This window comes from Bradyrhizobium sp. BR13661 (assembly GCF_029892425.1).
GTDB lineage: Bacteria > Pseudomonadota > Alphaproteobacteria > Rhizobiales > Xanthobacteraceae > Bradyrhizobium.
The window spans coordinates 95,683-119,781 of record NZ_JARXWB010000001.1; the positions used below are offsets into that span (position 1 = coordinate 95,683).

At 64.9% G+C, this 24,099-nt stretch carries 20 protein-coding genes; 8 read left to right on the forward strand and 12 right to left on the reverse strand.

Features of this window, described 5'->3' with window-relative positions; genetic code table 11:
* Positions 1 to 61: 61 nt before the first annotated feature.
* Complete coding sequence (locus tag M2427_RS00455; RefSeq protein WP_280704075.1) at positions 62 to 2,938, reverse strand: EAL domain-containing protein; 2,877 nt, start codon at positions 2,936 to 2,938, stop codon at positions 62 to 64.
* A gap of 140 nt (positions 2,939 to 3,078) precedes the next feature.
* Positions 3,079 to 4,077, reverse strand: coding sequence for an NAD(P)H-quinone oxidoreductase (locus M2427_RS00460; protein ID WP_280704076.1), 999 nt, complete (start codon positions 4,075 to 4,077; stop codon positions 3,079 to 3,081).
* A 116-nt stretch (positions 4,078 to 4,193) separates the two neighbouring features.
* On the opposite strand from M2427_RS00460, the gene M2427_RS00465 reads away from it, so the two are divergent.
* Together M2427_RS00465 and M2427_RS00470 are read left to right on the forward strand one after the other, a co-directional pair.
* Positions 4,194 to 4,385: a DUF1192 domain-containing protein gene (locus tag M2427_RS00465; protein ID WP_271582459.1), complete on the forward strand. Its 192-nt coding sequence runs from the start codon at positions 4,194 to 4,196 to the stop codon at positions 4,383 to 4,385.
* 609 nt (positions 4,386 to 4,994) lie between these two features.
* Positions 4,995 to 5,507: a DUF1465 family protein gene (locus tag M2427_RS00470; protein ID WP_280704077.1), complete on the forward strand. Its 513-nt coding sequence runs from the start codon at positions 4,995 to 4,997 to the stop codon at positions 5,505 to 5,507.
* 250 nt (positions 5,508 to 5,757) lie between these two features.
* On the opposite strand, the gene rpmE is transcribed toward M2427_RS00470, so the two are convergent.
* Entirely contained in the window at positions 5,758 to 5,985 is a 228-nt protein-coding gene (gene rpmE / locus M2427_RS00475; protein WP_027530154.1) for a 50S ribosomal protein L31, read from the reverse strand.
* A 218-nt stretch (positions 5,986 to 6,203) separates the two neighbouring features.
* Here rpmE and M2427_RS00480 point away from each other — a divergent pair, with 218 nt between their 5' ends.
* A complete protein-coding gene (locus M2427_RS00480) occupies positions 6,204 to 8,030 on the forward strand; it encodes an ABC transporter ATP-binding protein/permease (RefSeq protein WP_280704080.1) in 1,827 nt (608 codons plus the stop codon).
* A 10-nt stretch (positions 8,031 to 8,040) separates the two neighbouring features.
* Here the strand turns inward: M2427_RS00480 and M2427_RS00485 are convergent, their stop codons facing one another.
* The 4 genes from M2427_RS00485 to M2427_RS00500 all read right to left on the reverse strand — a co-directional run bounded on the left by M2427_RS00485 (position 8,041) and on the right by M2427_RS00500 (position 11,021).
* Positions 8,041 to 8,307: a hypothetical protein gene (locus M2427_RS00485; RefSeq protein ID WP_280704082.1), complete on the reverse strand. Its 267-nt coding sequence runs from the start codon at positions 8,305 to 8,307 to the stop codon at positions 8,041 to 8,043.
* Between the two features lie 68 nt (positions 8,308 to 8,375).
* Positions 8,376 to 8,822 (reverse strand): GNAT family N-acetyltransferase, encoded by a 447-nt coding sequence (locus M2427_RS00490; protein WP_280704083.1) that lies wholly within the window; start codon positions 8,820 to 8,822, stop codon positions 8,376 to 8,378.
* Positions 8,822 to 9,850 carry a peptidoglycan -binding protein gene (locus M2427_RS00495; protein ID WP_280704684.1) on the reverse strand — a complete coding sequence of 343 codons (1,029 nt, stop codon included), beginning with the start codon at positions 9,848 to 9,850 and terminating at the stop codon, positions 8,822 to 8,824. The genes M2427_RS00490 and M2427_RS00495 overlap by 1 nt, the downstream gene beginning before the upstream one ends.
* Positions 9,851 to 9,998: 148 nt before the next feature.
* The gene (locus M2427_RS00500; RefSeq protein ID WP_280704685.1) at positions 9,999 to 11,021 is read right to left on the reverse strand and encodes a flagellar motor protein MotA; all 1,023 of its coding nucleotides are present in this window, start codon (positions 11,019 to 11,021) and stop codon (positions 9,999 to 10,001) included.
* A 177-nt stretch (positions 11,022 to 11,198) separates the two neighbouring features.
* On the opposite strand from M2427_RS00500, the gene M2427_RS00505 reads away from it, so the two are divergent.
* The 5 genes from M2427_RS00505 to M2427_RS00525 all read left to right on the forward strand — a co-directional run bounded on the left by M2427_RS00505 (position 11,199) and on the right by M2427_RS00525 (position 18,986).
* Positions 11,199 to 12,020 carry a DUF1295 domain-containing protein gene (locus M2427_RS00505; protein ID WP_280704085.1) on the forward strand — a complete coding sequence of 274 codons (822 nt, stop codon included), beginning with the start codon at positions 11,199 to 11,201 and terminating at the stop codon, positions 12,018 to 12,020.
* Positions 12,017 to 13,045: a cyclopropane-fatty-acyl-phospholipid synthase family protein gene (locus M2427_RS00510; RefSeq protein WP_280704087.1), complete on the forward strand. Its 1,029-nt coding sequence runs from the start codon at positions 12,017 to 12,019 to the stop codon at positions 13,043 to 13,045. Before M2427_RS00505 ends, M2427_RS00510 begins: the two co-directional genes overlap by 4 nt.
* Before the next feature lie 232 nt (positions 13,046 to 13,277).
* Positions 13,278 to 14,471: an efflux RND transporter periplasmic adaptor subunit gene (locus tag M2427_RS00515; protein ID WP_280704088.1), complete on the forward strand. Its 1,194-nt coding sequence runs from the start codon at positions 13,278 to 13,280 to the stop codon at positions 14,469 to 14,471.
* A 6-nt stretch (positions 14,472 to 14,477) separates the two neighbouring features.
* Positions 14,478 to 17,630, forward strand: coding sequence for an efflux RND transporter permease subunit (locus M2427_RS00520; protein ID WP_280704089.1), 3,153 nt, complete (start codon positions 14,478 to 14,480; stop codon positions 17,628 to 17,630).
* A gap of 228 nt (positions 17,631 to 17,858) precedes the next feature.
* Positions 17,859 to 18,986: an AAA family ATPase gene (locus M2427_RS00525; protein WP_280704091.1), complete on the forward strand. Its 1,128-nt coding sequence runs from the start codon at positions 17,859 to 17,861 to the stop codon at positions 18,984 to 18,986.
* Between the two features lie 68 nt (positions 18,987 to 19,054).
* On the opposite strand, the gene M2427_RS00530 is transcribed toward M2427_RS00525, so the two are convergent.
* The 5 genes from M2427_RS00530 to fba form a co-directional block, all read right to left on the reverse strand.
* Positions 19,055 to 19,846 carry an inositol monophosphatase family protein gene (locus M2427_RS00530; protein ID WP_280704092.1) on the reverse strand — a complete coding sequence of 264 codons (792 nt, stop codon included), beginning with the start codon at positions 19,844 to 19,846 and terminating at the stop codon, positions 19,055 to 19,057.
* A gap of 106 nt (positions 19,847 to 19,952) precedes the next feature.
* Entirely contained in the window at positions 19,953 to 21,053 is a 1,101-nt protein-coding gene (locus M2427_RS00535) for an HcpA family protein (protein WP_280704094.1), read from the reverse strand.
* Positions 21,050 to 21,730 (reverse strand): thiamine phosphate synthase, encoded by a 681-nt coding sequence (locus M2427_RS00540; protein ID WP_280704095.1) that lies wholly within the window; start codon positions 21,728 to 21,730, stop codon positions 21,050 to 21,052. The genes M2427_RS00535 and M2427_RS00540 overlap by 4 nt, the downstream gene beginning before the upstream one ends.
* A 3-nt stretch (positions 21,731 to 21,733) precedes the next feature.
* Positions 21,734 to 22,774, reverse strand: coding sequence for a class I fructose-bisphosphate aldolase (locus M2427_RS00545; protein ID WP_280704096.1), 1,041 nt, complete (start codon positions 22,772 to 22,774; stop codon positions 21,734 to 21,736).
* Positions 22,775 to 23,018: 244 nt separating this feature from the next.
* Complete coding sequence (gene fba / locus M2427_RS00550; protein ID WP_280704098.1) at positions 23,019 to 24,086, reverse strand: class II fructose-bisphosphate aldolase; 1,068 nt, start codon at positions 24,084 to 24,086, stop codon at positions 23,019 to 23,021.
* Between the last annotated feature and the right edge of the window lie 13 nt (positions 24,087 to 24,099).

Here is a 24,099-nt window from a genome sequence, read left to right on the forward strand (position 1 = left end):
GTCCTTCTCGCAAAAGAACTTTCGCCGCCCCGATGCGCTCCAACGCTGTGAGAAATGCGGGCTAGCTCGCCGCTTCCAGCCGCACTTCCGTCAGCAGCCGCATCGCGGCGTCGGCGTCCATCGGCTCGCCGAAGGCAAAGCCCTGCGCGTATTCGCAGCCCAGTTGGTACAGCTCGACCGCGTCGGAATCGGTCTCGGCGCCTTCCGCCACCACGTCCATGCCGAGATCGTGCGCGAGCGCGATGATCGACTTCAGGATCACCGGCCGCGTCCCGCGATTGGTGGTGCGGACGAAGGACTGGTCGATCTTGATGGTGTCGAACGGGAAGCGCTGCAGATAGGCCAGCGAGGAATGCCCGGTGCCGAAATCGTCGAGCGATAATCCAGTTCCGAGCTCGCGGATGCGCGTCAGCATCTGCGCGGCGTGCTCCGGATTCTCCATCACCAGCGATTCCGTGAGTTCCAGCTTCAGCGTGCCGCGCGCCACCGAAGAGCGCGACAGCACGGTGCGGATATCGTGGATCAAATCGTGGCGCAGCAATTGCCGCGAGGAGACGTTGACGCTCGCGAAGATCGGCTCGCGCGAGCGCATCGCGCGCTGCCAGATCGAGAGCTGCTTGGCGGTCTGGTCGAGCACGAACATGCCGAGATCGACGATCAGGCCGGTCTCTTCGGCGATGGTGATGAATTCCGACGGCGCCATGCGCCCGAGCTTCGGATGATCCCAGCGCACCAGCGCCTCGAAGCCGGCGACCGAACGATCCTCCAGCCGCACGATCGGCTGGTACAGGATGGTGAGTTCCTGCCGCTCGATGGCGCGGCGCAGCTCGCTCTCCAGCGTCAAGCGATCGGTCTTCCGTGCACGCATCGCCGGCTTGTAGACGTCGATGCGGTCGCCGCCGATGCGCTTGGAGTGATACATCGCAAGCTCGGCGTCCTTGATGATCTCGTCAGTCAGTTGCGTTTGCGGATCGGAGAGCGCCAGCCCGATCGACGCCGTCAGGAAGATCTCGCGGTCATTGAAGGCGATCGGCGCGCGGATGGTCTTGCGGATGGTTTCCGCGAAGGCGGTGATGCGGGCCGGGTCCTGCTCCGAGAGCAGGATCAGGCCGAACTGGTCGCCGGCGAGCCGCGCCAGCGTGTCCTGCGGCTTCAGGATGCGGGTCAGGCGGCGGGCCAGCGTCAGCAGGATGGAATCGCCGACCGCGATGCCGACGGAATCGTTGACCTGCTTAAAGCGGTCGAGGTCGATCACCATCAGTGTCGGGCGCAGCGTCGGCATGGTCTTGGCGAAATGCGCGACGGCGCCGAGCCGGTCCATGAACAGCTTGCGGTTAGGCAGGCCGGTGAGGTTGTCGTGCACGGAATCGTGCAGCAGGCGTTCCTCGGCGTTACGCAGCTCGGTGACATCGGTGAGCGTGCCGACCACCCGTGAGACTTCGCCGTCCGAGCCGACCACCGGGCGCGCCTTCAGCGCGAACCACATGAAATGACCGTCCGGCGTGCGCAGGCGGAAATCCTGCACCAGGCGGCCGCGGCGCTGGTCGAGCACGCTGTCGAGCGCGGCGCGGAAACGATCCTGGTCGAGCGGGTGCAGCACCTCCAGCCACGACGCCGCCGGACCTTCGAGGGTACCGCGCTTCAGTCCGAGCAGGGCTTCCGTCTCGGGGCTGGTGAACACCTTGTCGGCGGAGACGTCCCAGTCCCAGATCAGATCGCCGGAACCGGCCAGCGCGAGCGCGCGCCGTTCGATGTCGGAGACGACGCCCGTGGTGGCGCCGCCGCCGGCGAAGGCATGCTGCATCACCGTGAAGCCGATCAGCATCACGATCAGCACGAGACCGCCGAGCAGGGCAGGGCCGACGATGTCGTTGGTGACGGAGCCCGCCACCGTCATGCCGGCCGCGACCACCCAGACCACCAGGAGGAACCAGGTCGGGATCAGCAGTACCGCGCGATCGAAGCCGTGGGTGGAGAGGTAGACGATCAGCGCGAAGCCGGCGAAGGCGATCAGCACCAGCGAGATGCGCGCGATGCCGGAAGCGACGGCCGGATCGAACAGAGCGAGCGCGACCAGCGAGCCCAGGAAGGCGAGCCAGCCCACCGTGATGTGAGAATAGCGCACATGCCATCGGCTGAGATTGAGATAGGCGAACAGGAACACCAGCAGCGTTGCTGCCAATATCGCCTCACCCGCCGCGCGCCAGATGCGCTCGGCGTTGTTCGACATGTCGAGCACCTTGCCCCAGAAGCCGAAATCGACGCCGATATAGACCAGCACCGCCCAGGCCAGCGCCGCGGCGGCCGGGAACATGATGCTGCCCTTCACCACGAACAGAATGGTCAAAACCAGCGCAAGCAGGCCGGAGATGCCGATCACGATGCCCTGGTACAGCGTGAAGGAGTTGACCTTGTCCTTGTAGGCTTCCGGCTCCCACAGATAGAGCTGCGGCAGCTTATCGGTGCGCAGTTCCGCGACGAAGGTGACGACGGCGCCGGGGTCGAGCGTGATGCGGAACACGTCGGCGGTCGGGCTTTCCTGCCGCTCCGGCCGGTCGCCGGTCGACGGCGTGATGGTCGCGATACGCGACAGCCCGAGGTCGGGCCACAGCAAGCCGGAGGATACGATGCGATAATGCGGGGCGACGATGAGGCGGTCGAGCTGGTCGTCGGTGTTGTTGGCAAGCGCGAACACCACCCAGTTCTGGCCGCCTTCACGGGCGCGCACCTCGATGCGGCGCACGATGCCGTCGGTGCCGGGCGCGGTGGAGACCTGGATGCGGTCGGCGTCGCTGCGCTGATGCTCGAGCACGCCGGTGAGGTCGATCGCGGGCGCGTCGCTGCGGACGCTGACAGCGTCAAGCGCGCGCGCAGGGGACGCGGCGACGAGAATCATGAGGCCCAGCGCGATGGGCGCGAGGCACCTGATCAGACGCAAGGTCAGTTCTCCGCGTTCGACGCAAACTCTTCAGTGGAAGGCGATTTCACACCGGACAGAAGTGGTTCGGTGTGTCGCGATAGATGCCACGAAAGCCAAGAAAATCAAAGGGTTTCCGGCAGGTTTGGTGAGCCAGCGGCCTAGACCTCCAACACAATTTTGCCAATATGTGCGGAGGTTTCCATGCGCCGATGCGCGTCGGATGCCTTTTCCAGCGGGAAAGCGCTGTCCATCAGCGGCTTGACCCGGCCCTCGCGCAAAAGCGGCATCACTTTCGCCTCGATTGCAGCCACCATCGCCGCCTTGTCCGCATTACTACGGGGACGCAAGGTCGAGCCGGTATGGGTCAACCGCTTCACCATCACCTTGGCAATGTTGACGCTGACCTTGGGGCCGTTGAGGGTTGCGATCTGGACGATGCGGCCGTCGACCGCGGCGGCGTCATAGTTGCGGTCGACATATTCGCCGGCGACCATGTCGAGGATCAGATTAACGCCGACCTTGTCGGTCTCTTCCTTCACCACGGCGACGAAGTCTTCGGTCTTGTAGTTGATGGCGCGGTCCGCGCCGAGCTTGAGGCAGGCATCGATCTTGTCCTGCGAGCCGACGGTGACGAACACCTTTGCGCCGAACGCTTTGGCGAGCTGGATCGCCATCGTGCCGATGCCGGAGGAGCCGCCATGGATCAGCAGCGTTTCGCCGGCCTTAAGTCCGCCACGCTCGAACACATTGTGCCAGACCGTCATCAGGGTTTCCGGCAGCGCGCCGGCTTCCTTGATCGACAGCGCGGGCGGCACGCTCATCGCCTGGGCATCCTGCGCGATGCAGTACTGCGCGTAGCCACCGCCGGCGACGAGCGACATGACCTTGTCGCCGACCTTGTGCCGCTTGGCGTTGCTGCCGACAGCGACCACTTCACCCGCAATTTCCAGACCTGGCAGGTCGCTGGCGCCGGGCGGCGGCGGATAGGCGCCGGAGCGCTGGGCCACGTCGGGCCGGTTCACGCCCGCGGCCTGCACCTTGACCAGGATCTCGTCGGGGCCGGGCTGCGGCACGGGACGCTGTTCCGGCAGCAGGACCTCCGGTCCGCCGTGCCGGGAGATGGCGACCACAGTCATTTGCGCGGGCAGCTTGTCCATGATGTATCCTTGAGCAAAGGTGCGAGGGAGTACGAGGCCTTTGCTTAGCCAGCGCGGTTCAAGCTGGCAACCGCCTCAACCGTGTGGTCAGGCCCGCGGACGCAGGAGCAACGACGATGCCGATGGAAGACGACGACCGCCCGCGCAAGAAGGTGACCCACGAGATCGGACAGGATCTCTCACTCTTGTCGGTCGAGGAGCTGACCGAGCGCGTCGCCCTGCTCAAGACCGAGATCGCCAGGCTGGAAGAAGCCGCCACCAAAAAGCGCGCCTCGCGCGATGCGGCCAATAGTTTTTTCAAGTCGTAGGATTCTGATCTCTCCTCCCGTGTCCCGGGCGTGCTGCGGCGCCATAGCGCGTCGAAGACGCGCGTAAACGCGCTGATGGCGCTGCTGCGCAGAACCGGGACCAATGTCTCCCCACGCACGTTCGCTAAGAACTGGGCCCCGGCTCGGCAGCGCATCGCTACGCGCTGCGCTGCGTCCGGGGCACGAGATCACGTCGGCCAATGAACGACATGGCTAACGAACCCTCAAAATAATCGTTCGTTTACTCTCGATTAAGCTTTCGAGTTTATGACTGGAGCTGTCCTCGTTTGGACACCGAGTGGCTCCTGTCCACTCTGTTTGACGCCTCCCTGTTATCAACTTTCAAAGCCGCCGGTCTTCCGGCGGCTCTTTTTTTGCGTCCTATAGCGTTTTCGAGCGAAGTGGATACCGGTTCGCGTCATGAAAACGCGCCAAAACAAAAAGCCCTCCCATTTTGGCATCCCGTTCCGGTTGAATTCCGGGGAATGACCCGCGGAAACCATATCCGCGCTTGTCGCTGGACTCCCGGTCCGCCCCGCGCAATGATTTGTTCATCATAAGCCGGCGCCAAAGCCGGATAGGTAAACAGTTGCGTAAGGGGCGTTAACCATGGAACGTTTGCAGGCCGAAGGCGCTCTCGTTCAACTCAGTGAGCGGTTCACCAATTCTGCGGCATTCGGCGTCCTGTTCCGCGAGGGCATGGATCTCGTCGAAGAGACCGCCGCCTATCTCGACGGTGCCGGCCGCACCGAGGCCAAGGCGCTCGACCGCGCGGTCAGCCTCACCTACGCGACCGAGAGCATGCGCCTGACCACGCGCCTGATGCAGCTTGCCTCGTGGCTGCTGCTGCATCGCGCCGTGAAGGAAGGCGAGATGACGCTGCTCCAGGCCAACCGCGAGAAGACCAAGGTCAAGCTCACCGCCGCCGATCCCGGCCCCACCGACACCATCGAGAAGCTGCCGGCGCAGCTCCAGGAGCTGATCAATCGCTCGATGAGCCTGCAGACCCGCGTGCGTCGCCTCGACACCTCGATCCACACCCCGCCGACCGATCACATCGCGATCGGCAACCCGCTGGTGCCGCAGCTCAACGCGCTGAAGGCGGCGTTCGAGCGTCGGTAAGGTCTCCGCCGCATCGCCGATGCCGTGGCGCTCGTAACTCGGGTCTCGTGCCCCGGACGCAGCGCAGCGTCCCTTTGACGGTGCGCTGCAGAGCCGGGGCCCATGCGGCAGTCACGTGTGCGGCTTTCTGGGTCCCGGCTCAGCGCAGCAACGCAAGAGCGTTGCAGCGCGTCCGGGACACGGTTCCCCAAAAACAAAAACGCCCCCGGTCTCCCGGGGGCGTTTTTGGTTCCAGCCTTTTCGGCCAGGATCAATCCTTTTTGAGGAAGCCCGAAAACTTCTTCTGGAAGCGCGAGACGCGGCCGCCGCGATCCATCAGCTGGGCGTTGCCGCCGGTCCAGGCCGGGTGCGACTTCGGGTCGATGTCGAGGTTCAGCGTGTCGCCTTCCTTGCCCCAGGTGGAGCGGGTCAGGTACTCGGTTCCGTCGGTCATGACGACCTTAATCGTATGATAATCCGGATGAATTTCGGCTTTCATGGCAATTCCTAGGGCGCCCGCGCCCGGCTTGAGTGACTATCGAATGACGGATTTGGCGGGGTCTATACCCCACAGACCCCCTAAAGACAAGCTGGCCCCCTAAAACAAGCCATTGTGGGCACTGAAGAACCGGGCCGCCCCTAAGGGACATCCCGGATTTGCCTAGCCCCCGGCCGCGGCCTATGTGGAGCGGACGTCTCTCTTTTGGTCGGATTCCAATGAGCGCAGTTGAACGGCTTGAAACCGGGCCCGCAGAAGTTCCGTCGATCGAAGCCGAGCTGATCGAGCAACCCGCCAAGGGCCGCGCCAAGCTGCGGCCGCTGATGGCGCTCGCGCCCTACGTCGCGCGCTATCGCGGACGGGCGGCGCTCGCTTTTGTCGCGCTGACGGTCGCGGCTCTGACGACGCTGCTGGTGCCGGTCGCGGTGCGCCGGATGATCGATTTCGGGCTGACGCCCGAAGGCATTGCGCTGATCAACAGCTACTTCTCGGTGATGATCGCTGTCGTCGCCGTGTTGGCGCTGGCGAGCGCGTCGCGCTACTACCTCGTGATGACGATCGGCGAGCGCATCGTCGCCGATCTGCGCGGCGACGTGTTTGCGCATCTGCTCTCGCTCTCGCCCGCCTTCTTCGATTCCGCGCGCAGCGGCGAGTTGGTGTCGCGGCTCACCGCCGACACGACGCAGATCAAATCCGCGGTTGGCGCCTCGGTGTCGATCGCGCTGCGCAATGTGATGATGTTCATCGGCGCGGCTGCGATGATGGTGATCACCAGCCCGCGCCTCTCAGGCTTCGTGCTGCTCGCGATTCCCCTGATCGTGCTGCCGCTGGTCGCGTTCGGGCGCTGGGTGCGGCGTCTGTCGCGCAACGCGCAGGACACGCTGGCCGATGCGTCCGCCTATGCCGGCGAGCTGGTCGGCGCGATCCGCACCGTGCAGGCCTATACCAGCGAAGGACTGGCCGCGAAGCGTTTCGGCGGCGAGGTCGAGCAGGCCTATGAGGCCGCGCGTACCTCGACCCAGGCCCGCGCGGTTCTCACCGCCATCGTCATCTTCATCGTTTTTGCAAGCGTGGTCGGCATCCTCTGGATCGGCTCGCATGACGTGCTGACAGGCGCGATCACGCCGGGCCGGCTCGGCCAGTTCGTGCTTTATGCGGCCTTTGCGGCGGCCGGCCTCGGCCAGCTCAGCGAGGTCTGGGGCGAGGTGTCGGCGGCATCAGGCGCTGCCGAGCGCCTGTTCGAGATCTTGCATGTGAAGCCGGAGATCGCTGCACCCGCGTCGCCGCGCGCACCGCCGGTGCCCGGGCGCGGCGAGGTCGGCTTCGATCACGTCAGCTTCGCTTATCCCGCGCGGCCCGACGTCAACGTGCTCGATGCCGTGTCGTTTTCCGTGCGGCCAGGCGAGAAGGTTGCGATCGTAGGTCCCTCCGGCGCCGGCAAGAGCACGATCTTCCATCTGCTGCTGCGCTTCTACGATCCGCGGGGCGGTTCGATCTCGCTCGACGGCGTGCCGGTGAAATCTGCCGACCCCCGCGATTTCCGTTCCCGCATCGCTTTGGTGCCGCAGGAGTCCAACGTGTTCGCCGCAAGCGCGCGCGAAAACATCCGCTTTGGCCGGCCCGATGCGACCGACGCCGAGGTCGAGCGTGCGGCCGATCTCGCGCATGCCACTGAGTTCATCCGCCGCCTGCCCGAAGGTTTTGACACCCCGCTCGGCGAGCGCGGCGTGACGCTCTCAGGCGGCCAGCGCCAGCGTATCGCGATCGCGCGTGCCATCCTGCGCGATGCGCCGCTGTTGCTGCTCGACGAAGCCACCTCAGCGCTTGACGCCGAAAGCGAGACGCTGGTGCAGACCGCGCTCGAAGAGCTGATGAAGCACCGCACCACGCTGGTGATCGCGCACCGCCTCGCCACCGTTCTCTCCTGCGACCGCATCCTGGTGATGGACCAGGGCAAGATCGTCGAGCAGGGCACGCATGCCGAGCTGGTTGCGGCGAACGGGCTCTATGCGCGGCTGGCGAGATTGCAGTTCGAGGGCGCGTGAGGCGCCGATCTCACGGGCACTTCGGTGAGCCCATCGGCACGTTCGGCCACGGCCAGTTCTTCCAGCTCCCGCCTTCGCCGATACAGGGCGAGCCACTACTCGCCGGCGTCGGGCTGTCTGACGGGGCGGGGGTGTTCGTTGGCGCGGGCGAACCCGTCTCACTCGCCGTCTTGGGCGGCGAGGGCAAGCGCTGGTCGACATAAACAGTCGACACATAGCCGGCGACGATGACGCCGAGAAAGACCGAAGACCCTTTGGCCAGATCGCTCAGCCGCATCGATCCTCTCCATCTGCATTGTCTGATGTCACGTTAGCAAATCGCGCCGGGCTCTTACGTGACATCAGTCACGGCCGCCACGCCATCTTCAGCACCGGCCGCCCCGACGTCGGGTTCACGTCGCAGCCCTCATGCGCAAAGCCGTTGCGCTCGTAGAAGCGGATGGCACGGGCGTTGTCCTTGTTGACCAGCAGCGTGACGCCTGATGGTGACAGGCGCTTGGCCTCGTCCACCAACAGTCTCGCCGCGTCCGAGCCCCAGTGATCGGGATCGACCACGAGCTGGTCGAGATAGCCGTCGCCGTCGATGGTCACGAATCCCGTCAGTGCGCCATCTTGTTCCGAGACCACAATGGACGCCTTCGGCACCAGTTCCTTGCGCCATCGCTCGCGCCACCAGTCCACCCGCGCAGCAAAATCGATCTGCGGATAGGCCTGTTGCCAGGTGCGATGCCAGAGGTCGATTGTCGCCGCTTCGTCGGCGTCCAGGTAGGGGCGAAGGCGGACCGCGCTCACTACCGCTCCGTCAGCTTCAGCTCGATGCGGCGGTTGCGCTTGTAGGCGTCTTCGGTGTTGGCGGTGTCGAGCGGCTGGAATTCACCGAAGCCGGCGGCGACGAGGCGCTGGGCCGGCACGCCGAGCGAGACCAGATATTGCACCACCGAGATCGCGCGCGCCGCGGACAGATCCCAGTTCGACTTGAAGTTCGGGCCGTTGACCGGCCGCACGTCGGTGTGGCCGTCGACGCGCAGCACCCAGGCGATCTCGGCCGGGATCTTCTTGTCGAGTTCGATCAGTGCGGCCGCGACCGTGTCGAGCTCGGCGCGGCCCTCGGGCAGCAGCGTCGCCTGTCCGGTGTCGAAGAACACTTCGGACTGGAACACGAAGCGGTCGCCGACCACGCGGATGTCTGGACGGTTGCCGAGAATGGCGCGCAGGCGGCCGAAGAATTCCGAGCGGTAGCGCGACAATTCCTGCACGCGCTGCGCCAGCGCAACGTTCAGCCGTGAGCCGAGATCGGCGATGCGGTTCTGCGATTCCTTGTCGCGCTTCTCGCTCGCATCCAGCGCCTCTTCGAGTGCGGCCAATTGCCGGCGCAGCGCGCTGATCTGCTGGTTCAGCACCTCGATCTGCGCCAGCGCCCGCGCCGAGACCGCTTTCTCCGAGTCCAGCGCCTTGCCGAGTTCGGAGGTCTTGCCCTGCGCGTCGTTGCCGGCAGCGGCGAGCCCGTCATAGAGTCCCTTGATGCGATCGCGCTCGCTCTCGGCCGAGGCCAGGCCGGCCTTCAATTGCGAGACCTGGTCGTCGAGCGTGAGCTTGCCGAGCTTCTCCAGCGACAACAGCTCGTTGAGCTGGGCGATCTTGGCATTGAGCTGCTCCAGCGCCTTGTCCTTGCCGGTGACCTCCTGCGACAGGAAGAACTGCACGACCAGGAACACCGACAGCAGGAACACGATCGACAGCACCAGCGTCGACAGCGCGTCGACGAAGCCGGGCCAATAATTGAAGGCGCCGTCGCTGCGGCGGGTACGGGCAAGAGCCATCTGGTCGATCTCCACTTTCGTGTCCCGGACGCGCTGCAGCGTGCAACGCTGCTGCGCAGAGCCGGGACCCATGTTTCGTTTCTCTGGGCCCCGGCTCTGCAGCGCACCGCTGAAGAAGCGCTGCGCTGTGTCCGGGGCACGAGAGCGCCTAGCTCTTCTCGGGCTGGCGCGCGATGCGCTCCAGGAGGCGGCGGATCTCGCGGTTCTGCTCGCCCTGGCCGTCGGCCCATTCGCGGATCATCTGCTGCTCGGTCCGCATATGCGAGACCAGCGCCTGGATCGCTTCGGCAAGGTTCGCCATCGCCGCGGTGGTTCCGCGGCTGGCGCTGCCTTCCTCGAGCACGGAGCGGAGCCGTTCGACGGCCGCCTGCAGTTCGCCGCTGGCCACGCCACTGCCGCCGCCGGAGATGACAGGCACCTCGCCGCTGCCATATTCGCGCACGGTGGTGGCGAGCCAGTCTTCGAGATCGGTGTAGAAGCGGTTCTGCGCCTGGCTCGATTGAAGATCGAGGAAGCCGAGGATCAGCGAGCCCGCCAGACCGAACAGCGAGCTGGAAAAGGAGATGCCCATGCCGCCGAGCGGGGCGGCGAGGCCCTCCTTCAGCGTATCAAACAGCGCGCCGGCATCGCCGCCGACCTTGAGCCCGTCGATCACCTTGCCGACCGAGCCGACCGTCTCGATCAGGCCCCAGAAGGTGCCGAGCAGGCCGAGGAAGACAAGGAGGCCCGTCATGTAGCGCGAGATGTCGCGGGCCTCATCGAGGCGGGTCGCGATCGAATCGAGCAGATGCCGCATGGTGGTCTGGGTGATCGACATCCGCCCGGTGCGCTCGCCGCCCAGGATCATCGCCATCGGCGCCAGCAGCTTCGGGTGCCGGGCGGGCGCAAGGCCCGGGTCGGCGATGCGGAAATTGTTGACCCAGGACACTTCAGGATAGAGCCGGATCACCTGGCGGAAGGCCAGCACGATGCCGATGAACAGCACCGCCCCGATCAGGGCATTCAATCCGGGATTGGCGAAGAAGGCCTGGATGATCTGCTTGTAGAGCACCACGCCCACCAGGGTGCAGAGCACCAGGAAAACCAGCATCCGCACCAGGAAGACGCTGGGCGAAGACAGTTTTGTGTACTCGATCTCGATGGTGGAGCGGGGCGAAGCGCCTGACGGCATGGCCGGGATCATCCATTACTTGCTTGCATCCGCACTATGGCACAGGCCGGGTGCAAAAAAAGCGCCGGATGTGCGGATTTCAGGAGGGAGCGCGGAACCCGGAGCTGAAACCGCGCTTTGATACCAACGTATTTTGCAAAACTTCGGCATTCCACAGGCTTAGGTCGGAATTTTTGCATGGCGGTGTTTCTCTGGGGATTGGCTTCCATCGCGCTCTCGCTCGCGGTCCTGATGGCATTCGCCTGGGTTGTGCAGCAGCGCACCGGCAATTCCGGCTGGGTCGACACGATATGGACCTTTGCCGTCGGCCTGGTCGGCGCGGGTGCGGCCCTTTGGCCGGTTGCCGGCGGAGCGCCCAATGCGCGGCAATGGCTGGTTGCTGCGCTGGTGGCCCTCTGGTCATTCCGGCTCGGCATCCATATCGCGATCCGCACCGCGGGGATCGCGGACGATCCCCGCTACGCTGCCTTCGCCGCCGATTGGGGCCTGAAAGCGCCCTGGCGGATGTTCGTCTTTCTGCAGAACCAGGCCCTGGGCTCGGTGCCGCTGGTGTTCGCGATCTTCGTCGCGGCCCATCTGCCCGATCCCGCCTTGCGGGTTCAGGATTTCCTCGGCATCGCGATCCTCCTGACCGGGATCCTCGGCGAGGGGCTCGCGGATGCGCAGTTGCGGCGCTTCCGGCACGACCCCGCCAACAAGGGCAAGGTGTGCGACGTCGGCCTGTGGCGCTGGTCGCGTCATCCCAACTATTTCTTCGAATGGTTTTCCTGGCTCGCCTATCCGGTCATCGCCCTGTCCGTCGGCTATTCCTGGGGCTGGGCCAGCCTGCTCGCGCCGATCTTCATGTACTGGATTCTGGTGCACGTCACCGGCATCCCTCCGCTGGAGGCGCAGATGCTGCGCTCCCGGGGTGAGCGTTATCGCGCCTATCAGGCGCGAACCAGTGCCTTCTTCCCGTTGCCGCCGAAGCAGCAATCGACCGAGGGCGTAGCCACATGAGCGTCGTGTCCGCCGTCATCGGGACTGCCGAACGCGTGCCGCTGCCGGATCTCGTGGTCCGAGCCGCCATCCAGCGCCTGTGCTCGCGCACCGCGACGCGGCTCGCCGTGCACACCGCAGCCGACGATGCCGCCTTCGCCGGACGGATGATGCTGCGGCCGATCGCCGAGCACACGGATGCGGCCAACACCCAGCATTACGAAGTGCCGCAAAGCTTCTTCGCGCAGGTGCTCGGACCAAACCGCAAATACTCCTCCTGCTTCTACAGTAACGATGCGACGACATTGCAGGAGGCGGAAGAGGAAGCGCTGCGCCAGACCGTCGAGCATGCCGGCCTTGCCGACGGGCAGACCATTCTCGAACTCGGCTGCGGCTGGGGCTCGCTGTCGCTGTGGATGGCGCGGCAGTTTCCGCACGCCAGGATCACCGCTGTGTCGAACTCGCAGTCGCAGCGCGCCTATATCGAGCGGGAGGCGCAGAGCCGAGGCCTGCTGAATCTGCGCGTCGTCACATCAGACATGAACGTGTTCGCACCCGAGGGCCAGTTCGACCGCATCGTCTCGATCGAGATGTTCGAGCACATGATGAACTGGCGCAAGCTGATGACGCGGGTGCGCTCCTGGCTCGCGCCGGAGGGCCGCTTCTTCATGCACATCTTCACCCATCGTGTCGGTTCCTATGCATTCGACCACGCCAATCGCGAGGACTGGATCGCGCAACACTTCTTCACCGGCGGCCTGATGCCGAGCCATCATCTCGTCAGGCAATATGCCGACATCTTCCAGATCGAGAAGGAATGGCGCTGGAGCGGCACGCACTATCAGCGCACCGCGATGGACTGGCTTGCCAATTTCGATGCGCATCGTGACGCGATCGAATCCTCCTTGCGCAACGTCTATGGCGACGAGACGCATCTCTGGATGCGGCGCTGGCGCTGGTTCTTCCTCGCCACCGCAGGCCTGTTCGGCTACGCCGGCGGAACGGAGTGGGGCGTCAGCCACTACCGGATGAAGGCGGCGGATTGATCGCGATGTTCTGTCGCATCGCGCCGCAATGGAACCCGACTCACAATCCGGTGAGTCCCAAAAATCAGCCTGAACTCAGCGCGATAGCTGATGTGGCATTGAGCCGCCCGCGCGATGCGTTGCGTCGCAGCACGTCCCCGCTACTTTAATCGCATCAGCCGCGCAGACATTGCCCAGAACGGGCGTTGCGCGATGCTTGATCAGTTTCAACAATTTTGGGGCACCCCACTTCATGTCAGGACTTCGAGCGCGATCGGCATGCGTTGCAATGATGCTCGCGGCCTTTGCGCCGCTGCTAGGCGCTTGCGACGAATCTTCATCCGCCGTCTCCGCTGCGCAACCCACTGAACCTGACGTCAGCATCGTCACCGTCAAGCCGCAAGCCCGCGCCGTGGTGCGCGAGCTGCCGGGCCGGATCGCGCCGACACGCGTGGCCGAAGTGCGCCCGCGCGTGTCCGGCATCGTGGTCGAGCGCTTGTTCCGTCAGGGCAGCGAGGTCAAGGCAGGCGATCCGCTCTATCGCATCGATCCGCGTCCGTTCGAGGTCGAGGTGATGGCCAATGAGGCCGCGCTCGCCAAGGCCGACGCCGCGCTGATGCAGGCGCAGCAGCAGGCGCGCCGCATCGCGACCCTGACCAGTCAGCGCGCCGCGCCCGAAGCCGAAAACGAGAAGACCATCGCCGCCGAGCGCCAGGCCCAAGCCGAAGTCGAGGGCCGCAAGGCCGACCTCGCGCGCGCAAAACTCAATCTCGACTATGCGACCGTGCGCGCGCCGATCGACGGTGTCGTCGGTGCCGCGCTGGTCAGCGAGGGCGCGCTGGTCGTGCAGAACGAGACCAATCTCGCCACCGTGCAGCAGCTCGATCCTGTTTATGCCGACTTCACCCAGTCGGTGACCGAGCTCAATCAACTGCGCCGCGCCTTCGAGAGCGGCGATCTCGATCGCATCGAAGGCGATGCCGCCAAGGTGCGTCTCGTGCTCGACGACAACAGTGTCTATGCCCTCGACGGCAAGCTGCTGTTTTCCGAGGCCAAGGTCGACGCCCACACCGGCCAGGTGACCTTGCGCGGCGAGTTCCGCAATCCCAAGCGCGAGCTCTTGCCGGGCATGTATGTGCGCGTCCGCCTCGACCAGGGGCTCGACTCCGATGCGATCGCGGTGCCGCAGCAGGCGGTGCAGCGCAATGGCGGCGGCGGCAGCGAGGTGTTCGTCGTCAAGGACGACAACCGCATCGCGGTGCAGCCGGTGCGCACGGGCTCGGTGCAGGACGGCGTCTGGTTCGTCACCGACGGCCTGAAGGCCGGCGACAAGGTGGTGGTCGAAGGCTTCCAGAAATTCGCGGCCGGCGACAAGGTCAAGCCGCAATCCTGGTCCGAGGCCGAGGCGAGCGCGGATAACAGACACGCCCTCAAGGTCGTGCGGTAACGCACCATGGCGAGCTTCTTCATCGACAGGCCGATCTTCGCCTGGGTCGTCGCGCTGTTCATCTGTCTGATCGGCGCAATCTCGATCCCGTTGTTGCCGATCGCGCAATATCCGATCATCGCGCCGCCCTCGATCTCGATCTCGACGAGTTATCCGGGCGCGTCGCCGGAAAACCTCTACAACAGTGTCACGCGGCTGATCGAGGAGGAGCTCAACGGCGCCTCCGGCATCCTCAATTTCGAGTCGACCAGCGACTCGCTCGGCCAGGTCGAGATAACAGCCAACTTCCAGCCGGGTACCGACACCAGTGCGGCTTCGGTGGAGGTGCAGAACCGCATCAAGCGCGTCGAGGCGCGGCTGCCGCGCGCGGTGATCCAGCAGGGCATCCTGATCGAGGAAGCCTCCAGCGCAGTGCTGCAGATCATCACGCTGAACTCGACCGACGGCAGTCTCGATGAAGTCGGCCTCGGCGATTTCATGATCCGCAACGTGCTCGGTGAAGTCAGGCGCATTCCCGGTGTCGGCCGCGCCACGCTCTATTCGACCGAGCGCAGTCTCCGCGTCTGGGTTGATCCGGCCAAGCTCGTCGGCTATGGCCTGACGGCCGACGACGTCAACAAGGCGATATCAGCCCAGAACGCGCAGGTTGCCTCGGGCAGCATCGGCGCCGAGCCGTCGACCGATAGCCAGCGCACCTCCGCGCTGGTGCTGGTCAAGGGGCAGCTCTCCTCGCCGGACGAATTCGGCGCCATCATCCTGCGCGCCAATGCCGACGGTTCGACCGTGCGGTTGCGCGACGTCGCCCGCATCGAGGTCGGTGGCCTCAGCTATCAGTTCAACACGCGCCTCAATGGCAAGCCGACTGCGGGTCTCTCCGTGCTGATGTCGCCGACCGGCAATGCGCTGGCGACCGCGAGCGCGGTCGAGGAGAAGATGAAGGAGCTGTCGCGCTTCTTCCCGGCCAACATCTCCTATGAAATCCCCTACAACATCACGCCGGTGGTCGAGGCCTCGATCAAGAAGGTGCTGACGACGTTGCTCGAAGCTGTGGTGCTGGTCTTCGCAGTGATGTTCCTGTTCCTGCAGAACATCCGCTACACCATCATCCCCACCATCGTGGTGCCGGTGGCACTGTTGGGCGCCTGTACCGTGCTGCTGCTCGCCGGCTACTCCATCAACATGCTCAGCATGTTCGGCATGGTGCTCGCGGTCGGCATCCTCGTCGACGACGCCATCGTCGTGGTCGAGAATGTTGAGCGCATCATGAGCGAGGAGGGCCTGCCGCCGAAGGAAGCGACGCGCAAGGCGATGTCGCAGATATCAAGCGCCATCATCGGCATCACGCTGGTGCTGATGGCCGTGTTCGTGCCGATGGCATTCTTCCCGGGCTCGGTCGGCATCATCTACCGCCAGTTCTCGGTGACGATGGTCGCCGCGATCGGCTTCTCGGCCTTCCTCGCGCTGTCGCTGACGCCGGCGCTGTGCGCGACCCTGCTCAAGCCCGTCGCGGCCGGTCACGGCCACGCGAAGCGCGGCGTGTTCGGCTGGTTCAACCGCATGCTCGAAGGCGGCAAGGAAGGTTATTCCCGCACCGTCGGCTTCTCGCTGAAGCGCATCGGTCGCCTGATGCTGGTCTATGCCGCGCTGCTCGCTGGCCTGTCGTGGGCCTTCGTCAGTCTGCCCGGCGGCTTCCTGCCCGTCGACGACCAGGGCTTTGTCACCACCGACGTGCAGACGCCATCCGACTCGTCCTACGGCCGCACCGAGGCCGTGATCGAGAAGGTGGAAAAATATCTGGCCCAGCGGCCGGGCGTCGACAACGTCACCTTCCTCACCGGCTTCAGTTTCTCCGGCCAGGGCATGAACACCGCGCAGGCCTTCATCACCTTGAAGGACTGGTCGGAGCGCGGGCCGAAGGAGTCTGCGGCGGCCATCGTTGCCGACATCAACCGCGATCTGTCGTCGACGATTCGCGACGCCAAGATCTCCGCTTTGCAGCCGCCGCCGATCGACAATCTCGGCAACTCCTCGGGCTTTTCGTTCCGCCTGCAGGACCGCGGCCAGAAGGGCTATCCGGCCCTGATGCGCGCCGCCGATCAGCTGATCGCGGAGGCCAATGCGAGCCCGGTGCTGCAGAAGGTCTATGTCGAAGGCCTGCCCGAGGCGGGCGTCGTCAATCTCGTGATCGATCGCGAGAAGGCCGGCGCGTTCGGCGTCACCTTCGAGGACATCAACAACACGATCTCGACCAATCTCGGCTCCAACTACATCAACGACTTCCCGAACCGCGGCCGCATGCAGCGCGTCGTGGTGCAGGCCGACGCCCGGGACCGCATGAAGACCGAGGACATCCTCAACTACAACGTCAGGAATTCCTACGGTCACCTCGTGCCGTTCTCCTCGTTCGCGACGGTCGAATGGTCGCGCGGCCCGACCCAGATCGCCGGCTTCAACTATTATCCGGCGGTGCGCATCTCGGGCGAAGCCAAACCCGGCTTCACCTCGGGCGATGCCATCGCCGAGATGGAGAAGCTTGCCGGCAAGCTTCCGCGCGGCTTCGGCTATGAATGGACCGGACAGTCGCTGCAGGAAAAGTTGTCGGGCTCGCAGGCGCCGTTCCTGCTGGCGCTGTCCGTATTCGTGGTGTTCCTGTGTCTCGCCGCGCTCTACGAGAGCTGGACCATTCCGCTCGCGGTGCTGCTCACCGTGCCGCTCGGCATCGTCGGTGCGGTGGTCGCTGCGATGCTGCGCGGTCTGCCCAACGACGTCTATTTCACCGTCGGCCTGATCACCATCATCGGCCTTGCCGCCAAGGACGCGATCCTGATCATCGAGTTCGCCAAGGATCTGCGCAAAGAGGGCAAGCCGCTGGTCGAAGCGACGATGGAGGCCTGCCGCCTGCGCTTCCGTCCGATTCTGATGACGGGATTGGCCTTCATCTGCGGCGTGTTGCCGATGGCGATCGCGCACGGTGCCGGCGGCGCCAGCCAGCAGGCGCTCGGCAGCGTCGTAATGGGCGGCATGATCGCGGTGGTGATCCTGGCGCTGCTGATGGTGCCGGTGTTCTTCGTCTCGGTGCAGCGCGTGCTGGCGGGGGATCGGGAGAAGGTGGAAGCTGAAGCGTATGGGCCACCTGCGCCGGCAAGTGTCGGTCACTGACACTTCTTCCCGTCATTCCGGGGCGCGCGTAGCGCGAGCCCGGAATCCATCGGGCCGCAAGCGTAGTCGATGAATGGATTCCGGGCTCGCGCCAAGAGGCGCGCCCCGGAATGACGAGAGAAGCTTGCCTTCCCGTGGGCATCAATCCAGACTACATCCTTGGATTGAATCGCGTGTATTCGCTCCGCCGCACGAATGCACAGCCAGCCCACCGCTTGAGAGTACCTGATGCGTCTGACCGACATTGCGATCTCCAACTATCGCTCCATCCGGCGGCTCTCGATACCAATCCATCCCCTGTCCGTCTTTGTGGGGGAAAATGGTGTCGGCAAATCCAATCTCTACAAGTCCCTGTCGCTGTTGCGCGACGCGGCGACCGGGCGGATCACGCGCACGATCGCTGACGAAGGCGGATTGAATTCAGTCTGCTGGTCCGGCATTCGCAAACGCGGCGAAGACGGGCGACTGCGGTTATCGGCAAAATTCGACCGTCTCAAATATTCCATCGAGATCGGATTTCCTGGATCTCTTGAGGCGGCGTTTTCCGGCGAGCCGATGATCAAGGCCGAAAGTATCGAGGCGACTCAGGGCAAACGAACGGTTCAACTGATGGAGCGGAAGAATTCGCTCGTCAGCATCCGCGGCGAGAGCGGTGCTTGGAGCAGCCACAAGGATGCGGTGCTGCCGTCCGAGACGGCGCTTGCGGGTTTTTCCGATAGCAAGCAATGCCCCGAAATCGATTTGATCAGAAACGCCATGCTCGGCTGGCGCTTCTATCACGACTTTCGCACCGATCCGGCGTCACCGATACGAAAGCCTTGCCTCGCGATCACGACGCCCTCCCTCAGTGCTGATGGAAGCGACCTGGCTGCGGCCCTGGCGACACTCTATACCATCAGGGAAGACGCCACCGACCTGCAGGACGCGATCCAGGATGCGTTCCCGGGCGCCGAACTCCGCGCATGGGAGCAGGGCGGCCTGTGTGAATTTGATCTGCAACTGGAGGATATGCCGCGGCCGTTCAGGGCTCATGAATTATCCGACGGGACGCTGAAATACATTTGCCTGCTCGCGGTGTTCATGGGCTATCGGCTTCCGCCGTTCATCGCGCTGAACGAACCCGAGACCAGCCTGCATCCGTCGCTGCTGGCGCCATTGGCCCGGCTGATCGTCAAGGCATCGAGCCGCGCCGACATCTGGATCGTCACCCACTCGGAGCAGCTGATGGAGGCCTTGCGAAGCGAGAGCTCGGTCCCGCTCCGCCGGGTGATCAAGTCGAAAGGCGCCACGATGATCGAGGGCCTCACCCTTGGAGGCGAGTATCGCGATGAGGAGCCCGACGATGACGACGCCTAGCCTTTCATTCCGGGGCCCGCGCCAAGTGGCGCGTCCCGGAATGACGATGCGGAGGATGCGCTTTCGCCTTACGCCGGCCGTTTCAAGATCTTCACCAGCTCCCCGTGCACGTACTCATTCCCGCACACGACATCACCCGTGACCAGCGCATCGCCCGGCGTGTTGATGTCGCTGACCGTGCCACCGGCCTCGCGCACCATCAGCATACCGGCGGCGATGTCCCAGGATTGCAGATTGCGCTCCCAGTACCCATCAAGGCGGCCGGCGGCGACGAAGGCCAAATCAAGCGAGGCGGCGCCGAAGCGGCGCAGCCCTGCGACGCGGTCCTGGATCGCGGTCATCTCGCGGCGGAATTCCTCGTGATCGCCTCGGCCGATATGGGGCAGGCCGCAGGCCACCACGCACTCGTTGAGCTGGCGGCGGCCGGCGACGCGCAGGCGCTGGTCGTTGAGGAAGGCGCCCTTGCCGCGCTCCGAGATGTAGAGCTCGTCATTGGCGGGATTGTAGATCACGCCGGCGATGATCGTACCCTCGCGTGACAGACCGATCGAAATCGCGAATTGCGGGATGCCGTGCAGGAAGTTGGTGGTGCCGTCGAGGGGGTCGACGATCCAGGTGTGGCTCTTGTCGCTGCCCTCGCGCATTCCTCCTTCCTCGCCGATGAATCCGTAGCCGGGACGGGCCTTGGCGAGGTCCTGGTAGAGGATCTCCTCGGCGCGCTTGTCGGCAAGCGAGACGAAGTTGGCCGGCCCCTTCAGCGAGACCTGCAAATGCTCGATCTCGCCGAGATCGCGCTTGAGGCTGCGGCCGGCGCGGCGCGCCGCTTTGACCATGACGTTGATAGTGGCGGAATACAGCATGAGATCAGTCTTTGATGGGGAAGGGGCGCGAAAGGGCGCCGTTTGAGGGGGATTGGGTGCCCCGCGAGGGGCCAAAGGTCAAGTCATCAGGGCCATTTGGCGCAGCTCATTTGTTCCCGAGCCATTTCCTGGCGGCGGCTTCCGCCTTGGCCCGGTCGTCGGCCGGCAGGTCGGCGAGCTGCTTGTCGAGCTCGGGATCGCCCTTGCCGGAGGTTTTGGCCACCAGATGCCATTTGAACCCCTCGATCTTGTCGACGGGCGTGCCCATGCCGTTGATCAGGACCCAGGCAAGGCGGTTCTGCGCGATCGCGCTGCCCTGGCGAGAGGCCTTGCGCAGCAACGCCACGGCCGCGGGCTGGTTCTTCGGCGTGCCGGTGCCGTTGAACATGGCGATGGCATATTCGACCTCGGCATCGACATTGTCGGCAAGCGAGGCGGCCTGCAGCAGCCGCACCGATCGTTCGGCGTCCTTCGGCACCCCGGTGCCTTCCTTGTAGAAGGTCGCGAGCGCGTATTGCGCCTCGGGCAGACCCGCATCGGCGGCCTGGCGCAATAGCTCGGCGGAGCGCTTGACGTCCTGCGGCAGGGTCTGTCCATCCAGATAAAGCAGAGCGAGGTTATACGCCGCCTTGGGCTCGCCGAGCTTGGCGGCAGAGGCCATCAGCTTGACCGCCTCGCCCTTGTCGACCGGGCCGCCGCGGCCGGCGATGCGCAGCATGGCGAGTGCAAACATCGCTTCGCGATCGCCGGCGTCGGAGGCGCGCTTGTACCACTCGACCGCCTTGGCGTAGTCGCGCCTGATGCCCATGGCGTTGGAATAGAGCTCGCCCAGCATGGTCATGGCCTTGGCGTCGCCGGTCTGGGCGCGCGCGCTGGCGAGGTCGAAGGCGGTCTTGTATTGGCCGCGCTGATAGGCGCCGAACACCAGGTCGACATTGGGATTGTCGGGGGTCGGTGCGGGGATCACGGTTGCCGGCAGCGTCGGGCTCGGCGAGGCCGACGGCTTTGGCGCCGGCTCCTTCTTCTTGGTGATCGTGTGCGGCGCGGCCTTTGGCTTTTCCTTTGCCGATTCCTTGGCCGGCTCCTTGGGCTTCTGCTTTTCGGACCCAGGGCTCGGGATGGTCGCCGGCGGCGTGATCTGGAGCTGCGCGGCCGCAGGCGCCGCCAGCAGCAGCGTGGCCAGAAGGGTGATGCGCGGGAGCGTCATGTCGGATGCTGGCTCTGGCCCGCGGCAGCAGCCGCGAAGGCCTTCTTGATCGCGGCATCAGCCTCGATCAGCGCGGCCTTGGCCCCGCGTGGATCGGCCCAGACGAGATCGCCGACCAGCACGAAATCAGCGCCGCTGGCGGCGAAGTCGTAGGCTTCTTCGAACGAGATGGCGAAGCCGACGCAGGGCGGCTCGAATAGCTCGGCCCACCAGTCCAGCCGCTCGGCAATCGCCTGCGCCGAGGGCCGCTGGCCTTTGGTGTCGGGCTCGCCGAACAACACGTAGTCGGCACCCATCTCGCCCGCGTTCATGGATTCGTGGCGCGTCTCGAGCCCGCCGACGCCGGCGATGCGATCAGGTTTCAGCGAGGGCATCGCCTCTTCCAGCGCGGCGATATCCGGCAGGTGCGCGCCATCGGCGCCGCCGCGCGCGACGATCTCGGGGTGGCCGTCGACGAGCAGGGCCGCTCCCGCGTTCTGCACGACCGGCGCAAGCGCCTTGATCCGCGAGATCATGGTGCGCTGGTCGGTCTCCTTCAGCCGCACCAGCACGGCCGCGACATCGGCGGCTGCGAGCAGCGCCGGCAGCTCGGCGAGGAGCGCGGCGGGATCATCGAGCAGGGGCGTCGCGAGATAAAGGCGCGGCGCCGGGCGCGGCGGAGGCGATTTGTTCGACAAGATCTAGGCTGCCTTCTTTTCCAGGCTGCTTTGCCATTCGCCCCTGGAGGCGAGGCCATTCATGCGGGCACGATGACTGAATGCGTTCTGTCCGGCCGTAACATTCTCAGGCTTGCCCGACCAGGCCTTCTGCGGCGCGGCCTGCAGCGCGCGGCCGTAGGAGAAGGTCAGGCCCCAGGGAAGCGGTCCGAGCTTGTGCATGGCGTTGAGATGTGCGGTCGCCTCTTCGTCCGACTGGCCGCCGGAGAGGAAGGCGATGCCCGGCACAGCCGCCGGCACGCAGGCCTTGAGCAGGCGGATGGTCTTCTCGGCGACCTCCTCGACGGAAGCCTGCCTTGGGCACTTCTTGCCTGAGATCGCCATGTTCGGCTTCAGCACCATGCCTTCGAGCGCGACGCGCTGCACGCGCAATTCCTGGAACGTCTTGTTGAGCACGCGGCTCGTCACCTCATAGCAGCGGTCGATGTCGTGATCGCCGTCCATCAGCACCTCAGGCTCGACGATCGGCACGATCTGCGCGGCCTGGCACAGCGCGGCGTAGCGCGCCAGTGCGTGGGCGTTGACGCTGATCGCAGTCATCGAGGGAATGCCCCGGCCGTCAGTGCCGCTGCCGATATCGATCACCGCGCGCCATTTGGCAAAGCGCGCGCCGCGCTCATAGTACTTCTTCAGCCGCTCGGCGAGCTTGTCGAGCCCGACGGTGACCAGCTCGCCCGGGCACATCGGCAGGGTCTGCGTGCCCTCGTCGACCTTGATGCCGGGAATGGCGCCGCTCTGTTCGATCAGCTTCACCAGCGGCGTGCCATCTTTCGCATCCTGCCAGATCGTCTCGTCGTAGAGGATCACGCCTGAGATGTACCGGCTCATGGCCTCCCTGGAGCGGAACAGCATCTCGCGATAGTCGCGGCGGTTGGCTTCGGTCGATTCCACGCCGATCGCGTCAAAGCGCTTCTTGATGGTGCCGGAGGATTCGTCAGCGGCAAGGATGCCCTTGCCTGATACGACCATGGCGGTCGCGACCTTGTTGAGCTCAGTCAGATTCATCGAGAGGTCCTCCCAAAACGATTCTGCCCTTGCCTGTGAAGTTAGACCGTTCTCGGGCAATTGCCGAGTTAACGTTGGTCGCGGGGGAGGGGACATCGGTCATTCCGGGGCGCGCCCCTTGGCGCGAGCCCGGAATCCATCGATCCGCGTCGACGGTGGCACCATGGATTCCGGGACTCGCCGCGTTGCGGCGCCCCGGAATGACGGAGAGACTGCCTTTCGCTTACGCCACCTTCGCGATCGCTTACGCGACGCGGGGATCGAGCTCGCCCTTGGCGTAGCGCTTGGCCATGTCGGCGGGGGTCAGGATCTTCTTGAACTTCGAGGCCTGCCCCGCGGTGTTGAACTCCTGCAGCCGCTGCTTGCACAGCTTGGTCATGGCTTCCATCGCCGGCTTCAAATATTTGCGCGGATCGAACTCTTCCGGATTGTCCTTGAGCACTTTCCGGATCTGGCCGGTCATGGCCATGCGGTTGTCGGTGTCGATGTTGATCTTGCGCACGCCGTGCTTGATGCCGCGCTGGATCTCGCTCACAGGCACGCCCCAGGTCGGCTTCATCTTGCCGCCATAGGCGTTGATGATGTCCTGCAGGTCCTGCGGCACCGACGACGAGCCGTGCATGACCAGATGCGTGTTCGGCAGCTTGCGGTGGATCTCCTCGATCACGTTCATGGCGAGGATGTCGCCGTCGGGCTTGCGGGTAAATTTGTAAGCGCCGTGCGAGGTTCCCATCGCGATCGCGAGCGCGTCGACCTTGGTCTCCTGCACGAACTTCACGGCCTCGTCCGGATTGGTCAGGAGCTGGTCGTGGGAGAGCTTGCCTTCGGCGCCGTGGCCGTCTTCCTTGTCGCCCATGCCGGTTTCGAGCGAGCCGAGCACGCCGAGCTCGCCCTCGACCGAGATGCCGCCGAGATGGGCCATGTCCGTCACGGTCTTGGTGACGCCGACATTGTAGGCCCAGTCGCCGGGCGTCTTGCCGTCGGCCTTCAGCGAGCCGTCCATCATGACCGAGGTGAAGCCGGCCTGGATCGCGGTCATGCAGGTCGCGGCCTCGTTGCCGTGGTCGAGATGCACGCAGACCGGAATGTGCGGGTAGATCTCGGTCACCGCGTCCATCATGTGCTTGAGCATGACGTCGTTGGCGTAGGAGCGCGCGCCGCGCGAGGCCTGGATGATGACGGGCGCGTCGACCTGGTTGGCCGCGTCCATGATCGCCAGGGCCTGTTCCATGTTGTTGATGTTGAAGGCCGGTACGCCGTAATCGTTCTCAGCCGCATGGTCGAGCAATTGACGCAACGTGATCCGAGCCATGTGTATCTTTCTC

What these genes read in the sequence shown, in the direction of transcription:
- M2427_RS00460 (WP_280704076.1), bottom strand. Translation starts at nt 4,077, where the DNA reads ATGGACAAGCTGCCCGCGCAAATGACTGTGGTCGCCATCTCCCGGCAC.
- M2427_RS00465 (WP_271582459.1), top strand. Translation starts at nt 4,194, where the DNA reads ATGCCGATGGAAGACGACGACCGCCCGCGCAAGAAGGTGACCCACGAG.
- M2427_RS00470 (WP_280704077.1), top strand. Translation starts at nt 4,995, where the DNA reads ATGGAACGTTTGCAGGCCGAAGGCGCTCTCGTTCAACTCAGTGAGCGG.
- rpmE (WP_027530154.1), bottom strand. Translation starts at nt 5,985, where the DNA reads ATGAAAGCCGAAATTCATCCGGATTATCATACGATTAAGGTCGTCATG.
- M2427_RS00480 (WP_280704080.1), top strand. Translation starts at nt 6,204, where the DNA reads ATGAGCGCAGTTGAACGGCTTGAAACCGGGCCCGCAGAAGTTCCGTCG.
- M2427_RS00485 (WP_280704082.1), bottom strand. Translation starts at nt 8,307, where the DNA reads ATGCGGCTGAGCGATCTGGCCAAAGGGTCTTCGGTCTTTCTCGGCGTC.
- M2427_RS00495 (WP_280704684.1), bottom strand. Translation starts at nt 9,850, where the DNA reads ATGGCTCTTGCCCGTACCCGCCGCAGCGACGGCGCCTTCAATTATTGG.
- M2427_RS00500 (WP_280704685.1), bottom strand. Translation starts at nt 11,021, where the DNA reads ATGCCGTCAGGCGCTTCGCCCCGCTCCACCATCGAGATCGAGTACACA.
- M2427_RS00505 (WP_280704085.1), top strand. Translation starts at nt 11,199, where the DNA reads ATGGCGGTGTTTCTCTGGGGATTGGCTTCCATCGCGCTCTCGCTCGCG.
- M2427_RS00510 (WP_280704087.1), top strand. Translation starts at nt 12,017, where the DNA reads ATGAGCGTCGTGTCCGCCGTCATCGGGACTGCCGAACGCGTGCCGCTG.
- M2427_RS00515 (WP_280704088.1), top strand. Translation starts at nt 13,278, where the DNA reads ATGTCAGGACTTCGAGCGCGATCGGCATGCGTTGCAATGATGCTCGCG.
- M2427_RS00520 (WP_280704089.1), top strand. Translation starts at nt 14,478, where the DNA reads ATGGCGAGCTTCTTCATCGACAGGCCGATCTTCGCCTGGGTCGTCGCG.
- M2427_RS00525 (WP_280704091.1), top strand. Translation starts at nt 17,859, where the DNA reads ATGCGTCTGACCGACATTGCGATCTCCAACTATCGCTCCATCCGGCGG.
- M2427_RS00530 (WP_280704092.1), bottom strand. Translation starts at nt 19,846, where the DNA reads ATGCTGTATTCCGCCACTATCAACGTCATGGTCAAAGCGGCGCGCCGC.
- M2427_RS00535 (WP_280704094.1), bottom strand. Translation starts at nt 21,053, where the DNA reads ATGACGCTCCCGCGCATCACCCTTCTGGCCACGCTGCTGCTGGCGGCG.
- M2427_RS00545 (WP_280704096.1), bottom strand. Translation starts at nt 22,774, where the DNA reads ATGAATCTGACTGAGCTCAACAAGGTCGCGACCGCCATGGTCGTATCA.
- fba (WP_280704098.1), bottom strand. Translation starts at nt 24,086, where the DNA reads ATGGCTCGGATCACGTTGCGTCAATTGCTCGACCATGCGGCTGAGAAC.